Below are 4389 nucleotides of genomic sequence, written 5' to 3'. Positions count from 1 at the left end.
AGATGTGTATAAGAGACAGCCTCCCATGAAGGTCACCGTCATCGGCGCCGGATCCACCTACACGCCCGAGCTGGTCTCCGGGCTGTGGAACGAGCGGGAGCGCCTCCGCGTCGACGAGCTGTGGCTCATGGATGTGGACGGGCCCCGGCTCGAGGTCGTCGGCGGCATGGTGCGGCGGATGCTGGCGCGGCAGGGCGCCGACGTGCCGGTCACCCTCACCACCGACCGCACCGCCGCCATCGACGCAGCGGACGCGGTGCTCATCCAGCTGCGCGTCGGCGGGCAGGAGGCGCGGCTGCGCGACGAGCAGTTCCCGCTCGCGTGCGGCTGCGTCGGACAGGAGACCACGGGCGCCGGCGGCCTCGCGAAGGCGCTGCGCACGGTGCCGGTCGTGCTCGACATTGCCAGGGAGGCTCGCGAGCGCGCGAACCCGGGCGCCTGGATCGTCGACTTCACGAATCCCGTCGGCATCAACACCCGCGCCCTGCTCGACGACGGCCACCGGGCGCTCGGCCTCTGCAACTTCGCCATCGGCGTGCAGCGCTGGATCGCCCGCGAGCGCGGGGTCGAGCCGTCGCGGGTGGAGGTCGACCCGGTCGGGCTGAACCACCTCTCGTGGGTGCGCCACATCCGGGTCGACGGCGTTGACGTCCTGCCCGAGATGATCGCAGAGCGGTCCGACGAGCTCGGGCCGCGCGGGGGAGTGCCGGGGGAGCTGATCCGCGAGCTGGGCGTGCTCCCCTCCTACTACCTGAAGTACTACTACATGCACGACGCGACGGTCGCCGAGCTCGCGGCCGCCCGGCCCCGCGCGACCGTCGTCGCCGAGGTCGAGCGCGAGCTGCTCGCCCTGTACGCGGACCCGTCCGTCGACACCAAGCCGGAGCAGCTGGAGGCCCGCGGCGGCGCCTTCTACAGCGAGGCCGCGACCGCGCTCCTCGCCTCGCTGGTCGCCGGCACGGGCGACAACCACGTCGTCAACGTCCGCAACGACGGCCTGATCGCGGGACTCGCCGACGACGACGTCGTGGAGACGCTGTGCCGCGTCGACGCGACCGGCGCCACCGCCCTCCCGCAGGAGCCCGTCGCGCCCGAGCTGCTCGGGCTGATCCAGCACGTGAGCGCATACGAGCGGCTCGCCGCGCGCGCCGCGGTGACGGGTGACCGCGGCCTGGTGCGGAAGGCGCTGCTCGCGCATCCCCTCGTCGGCCAGTGGGATCTGGTCCGCGCCCTGGAGAGAGGACTGTTCGAGACCGGCGCCGCGTACCTCCCGCAGTTCGCGGAGCGCGCATGACCGACGTCGTCGTCTACGGCGCCACGTCGGCGGGCGTGGCGGCGGTGGCGTAATGAAGGAACCGTCTCGTGTCAATCCCCCGAATCCGGCCAGCAGCGGCACAGGCTCTTAGGGCACTATGTGATCCATGGGAAAACTCGTCTACGGCGCCGGTCAGGAGTATGACCTCGACGACCGCGTGCTCAGCCACGTGAAGCTGGCGATCGTCGCCAAGCTCCGGCGCCATGAGAGCTTCCTCCTCAACTGGGATGTGCCGGTCGAGCAGGGCTCCGGCCGCGTCTCGCTCTGGATCAGCCGCGAGGTCCCGCTGGCCTTCCAGTTCAGCGGCAGCCGACCTCCCGCGATCAACCCGCAGTGGCTGGAGGCGCTGATGCACACGTCGCAGCGCACCGGCGGCATGGTCGTCATGGCCGAGGACCAGGTGGAGCTGCACCTCCCGAGCTGAGCTCACGCACGACTTCCCCTCCCGGTCAATCCCTGTGGGAGCATCGTTCATCTCTTTACCGTTGCTTGCATGACTGTGCTCACTGCCGCGGCGGTCCTCCTGATGCTGCCCCGGCATGCGCGGACCCCGGTCGCGGTGCTGGCGAGAGAGGTCCCCTCCTCGCTCCGCCTCGACATCTTCGACGCCAAGGACACGTTCGTCCGGCTGCGGAAGGGTCCGGGCGGGCACGGACTCCCCGAACCGTACCGTCAGGTGTCGTGGGACGAGTTCCCCGCCGAGTCGGCGGCGGTGCTCGCGGTGTCGCACGACACGTTCGCGCAGGCGCGCTTCGCGTGCTCCGCCTCGGTCTTCGGCGCGGTGGATGCGGTCGTCCTGGTGCCGCGCACCGAGACGGGGGACGTCTACGAGCGCGTCCGGGTGCCCATCCCGTCGCTCGACCAGGCGTCGTGGCACGAGTACGAGCTGGCGGCACAGACGCGCAACGAGTGCCGGTACCGCGTGGCGAAGGCCCCCGCGCCGGTGGGAGGAGGGGCGGATGCTCTATCAGCTGTCTGAGATCGAGCGGATGCTCGACGCCGATCGTCCGCTGTTCGTGCGGTTCTCCGAGGGGTACGCGGCCGACCTCGTCGTCGGCAGCTCGGACCCGGAGACCGGGCTCGGCCTCCCGGGTCTCGCCGCCAGGCCGCTCGACCCGGAAGGCTGGTGGACCCTCCCTGCCGCCGAATGGATCGCGCGGCAGCTCGCCCGCTTCCACCGCGACGAGGCGCACTTCGCCTGGTTGCTGCGCGGAACGGTCGTCGGCCGCAGCGCCGAGGGCGAGCCGCTGATCGATCAGGTGGAGGTCGTGGGCCGCCTGGCGGACGGCCTGCTCGACCAGGCCGACCGCGTGTGGCGGGAGCGGTTCGACGCTGCCGTCGGCGCGACCGACGCCGAGCGGATGCCGGTGGCGCATGCCTGAGGCCCCGACCGGGGTGATGGAGGCGACGGCCGTCCTCATCCTCATCTCCGACGGCCCGTCCGGCGGCACCGCCATCGTGCTGCGCCGGCCGGAGGCGCCCGCGTTCATCGTGATGGGCGACGACACCGAGGAGGGCTTCGCCCGCCTGCGCCGGGGCGCGATCGCGTACGGCATGCCGGAGACGTACCAGGCCCTCCCGCGCGACATGATCCGCCAGGGGCACGTGCTGCACGTGCGCGACGACCACCGGCTGGGCCGGGTCGACCGGCACGGCACGATTTTCGGCACGAGCCCCGATCTGAAGCTCTGGATCCCGCTGGACGACGACGGGAGGCCGTTCGAGCGCATGCGGGTGCCCATCCCGTCGCTGGATCGGCCCGCCTACCTCGAGTTCGTCTTCGCAGGGCGCGGCTCGGACGACGCGCTGCTGTACGAGCTCGACGGGGAGGCGCGCATCGGCGACGGCTACCTGTGCCCCTACTGCGGCAAGCTCACCGAGCAGAAGGAGCCGCACACCGCCCGGCACGGCGTCGCCGGGCATCTGCACGCCGGCGTCGCGGCCGGCGGCGAGGAGAGCGACGTGCGCGAGCCGGCCCCGCTCACCGGGCCGATCGAGCTCGGCGGCCACCCCGGCACGGGGTCGCGCCTGTGAGCCGGGCGTTGCGCGTCCTCGTCTGGCAGGTGCACGGCGGGTGGATGGACGCGTTCGTGCGCGGGAAGCACACGTACCTCCTGGCCGTCGACCGCCAGGGTGAGGGCGCGGTGGGCGCCCGCGACTGGCCGCGCGCGCAGGACGTGCCGGAGGAGCAGCTCGCCGAGGCCGAGTTCGACGTGGTGGTCGCGCAGCGGCCGGAGGAGCTCGACCGGCTGGAGCAGCTGACCGGCAAGCGCCCGGGCGTCGATGTGCCGGTGATCTTCGTGGAGCACAACACGCCCCGCGCGGACGTGCCGACCTCCCGGCACCCGCTCGCGGACCGGGACGACCTCGTCATCGTGCACGTCACGCACTTCAACTCCCTGTTCTGGGACACCGGCTCGACGCGCACGGTCGTGATCGAGCACGGGGTGGTGGACTACGGCAGCTTCTTCACCGGCGAGCTGGCGCGGTCGGCCGCCGTGATCAACGAGCCGGTGCGGCGCTGGCGCGTCACCGGGAGCGACCTGCTCGGCGGCTTCGCGGCGATCGCGCCGGTCGATGTGTTCGGGATGCAGGTCGACGGACTCGCGCAGGCCCTCGGCGTCGGCCCGGAGCAGGTGGTGGCGGCGGGCGACCTCCCCGCGCCGCAGCTGTTCGCCGAGCTCGGGCGGCGCAGCGTGTACGTGCACCCGAACCGCTGGACCTCGCTCGGGCTGTCGCTGATCGAGGCGATGACCGCGGGGATGCCGGTGGTCGCGCTCGACACGACCGACGCCCGCCGCGCGGTCGTGCCCGGCGTCGGCGCGATCTCGACGGACGTGCGCGAGCTGCACGCCGCGGTGCGCGCCTTCATCGACGACCCGGAGCGCGGGCGCGCATCGGGCGAGATGGCGCGCGAGTGGGCGCTCGAACGCTTCGGCCTGGCCCGCTTCCACTCCGACTGGGACGCCCTCCTGTCGACCTGGGTCGGGTAACGCCGCCGCCCGACCCGGCACCCGTCGAGTACGCGTGGATTCGCCCCGAAACGGTCGAGTACGCGGAGTATCCGCGTACTC

The 4389-nt window shown here is 72.4% G+C and carries 6 protein-coding genes; all 6 read left to right on the top strand.

The genetic code is table 11. The features are described 5' to 3' along the window. The coding region (locus ACR9ZG_RS18270; protein ID WP_481286267.1) for a 6-phospho-beta-glucosidase at positions 1–1294 on the top strand (1294 nt) is incomplete at its 5' end. 127 nt (positions 1295–1421) lie between these two features. Beyond that, positions 1422–1739, top strand: coding sequence for a DUF7882 family protein (locus ACR9ZG_RS18265; RefSeq protein ID WP_481286266.1), 318 nt, complete (start codon positions 1422–1424; stop codon positions 1737–1739). Between the two features lie 69 nt (positions 1740–1808). Continuing rightward, positions 1809–2294: a hypothetical protein gene (locus ACR9ZG_RS18260; protein WP_481286265.1), complete on the top strand. Its 486-nt coding sequence runs from the start codon at positions 1809–1811 to the stop codon at positions 2292–2294. After that, entirely contained in the window at positions 2275–2697 is a 423-nt protein-coding gene (locus ACR9ZG_RS18255) for a DUF6098 family protein (protein ID WP_481286264.1), read from the top strand. The genes ACR9ZG_RS18260 and ACR9ZG_RS18255 overlap by 20 nt, the downstream gene beginning before the upstream one ends. Further along, the gene (locus ACR9ZG_RS18250) at positions 2690–3349 is read left to right on the top strand and encodes a hypothetical protein (protein ID WP_481286263.1); all 660 of its coding nucleotides are present in this window, start codon (positions 2690–2692) and stop codon (positions 3347–3349) included. Before ACR9ZG_RS18255 ends, ACR9ZG_RS18250 begins: the two co-directional genes overlap by 8 nt. Then, complete coding sequence (locus ACR9ZG_RS18245) at positions 3346–4308, top strand: glycosyltransferase (protein WP_481286262.1); 963 nt, start codon at positions 3346–3348, stop codon at positions 4306–4308. The genes ACR9ZG_RS18250 and ACR9ZG_RS18245 overlap by 4 nt, the downstream gene beginning before the upstream one ends. The last annotated feature ends 81 nt before the right edge of the window (positions 4309–4389 follow it).

Source organism: Leifsonia sp. KNZ12-8B, from assembly GCF_056755495.1.
Note: the sequence above shows the minus strand (reverse complement) of the source record. Positions and strands in the feature narration are given on the sequence as shown.

Bases quoted from the DNA above. Each gene is read 5' to 3' on its own strand.
- ACR9ZG_RS18265 (WP_481286266.1), top strand. From the start codon at position 1,422: ATGGGAAAACTCGTCTACGGCGCCGGTCAGGAGTATGACCTCGACGAC.
- ACR9ZG_RS18260 (WP_481286265.1), top strand. From the start codon at position 1,809: ATGACTGTGCTCACTGCCGCGGCGGTCCTCCTGATGCTGCCCCGGCAT.
- ACR9ZG_RS18255 (WP_481286264.1), top strand. From the start codon at position 2,275: ATGCTCTATCAGCTGTCTGAGATCGAGCGGATGCTCGACGCCGATCGT.
- ACR9ZG_RS18250 (WP_481286263.1), top strand. From the start codon at position 2,690: ATGCCTGAGGCCCCGACCGGGGTGATGGAGGCGACGGCCGTCCTCATC.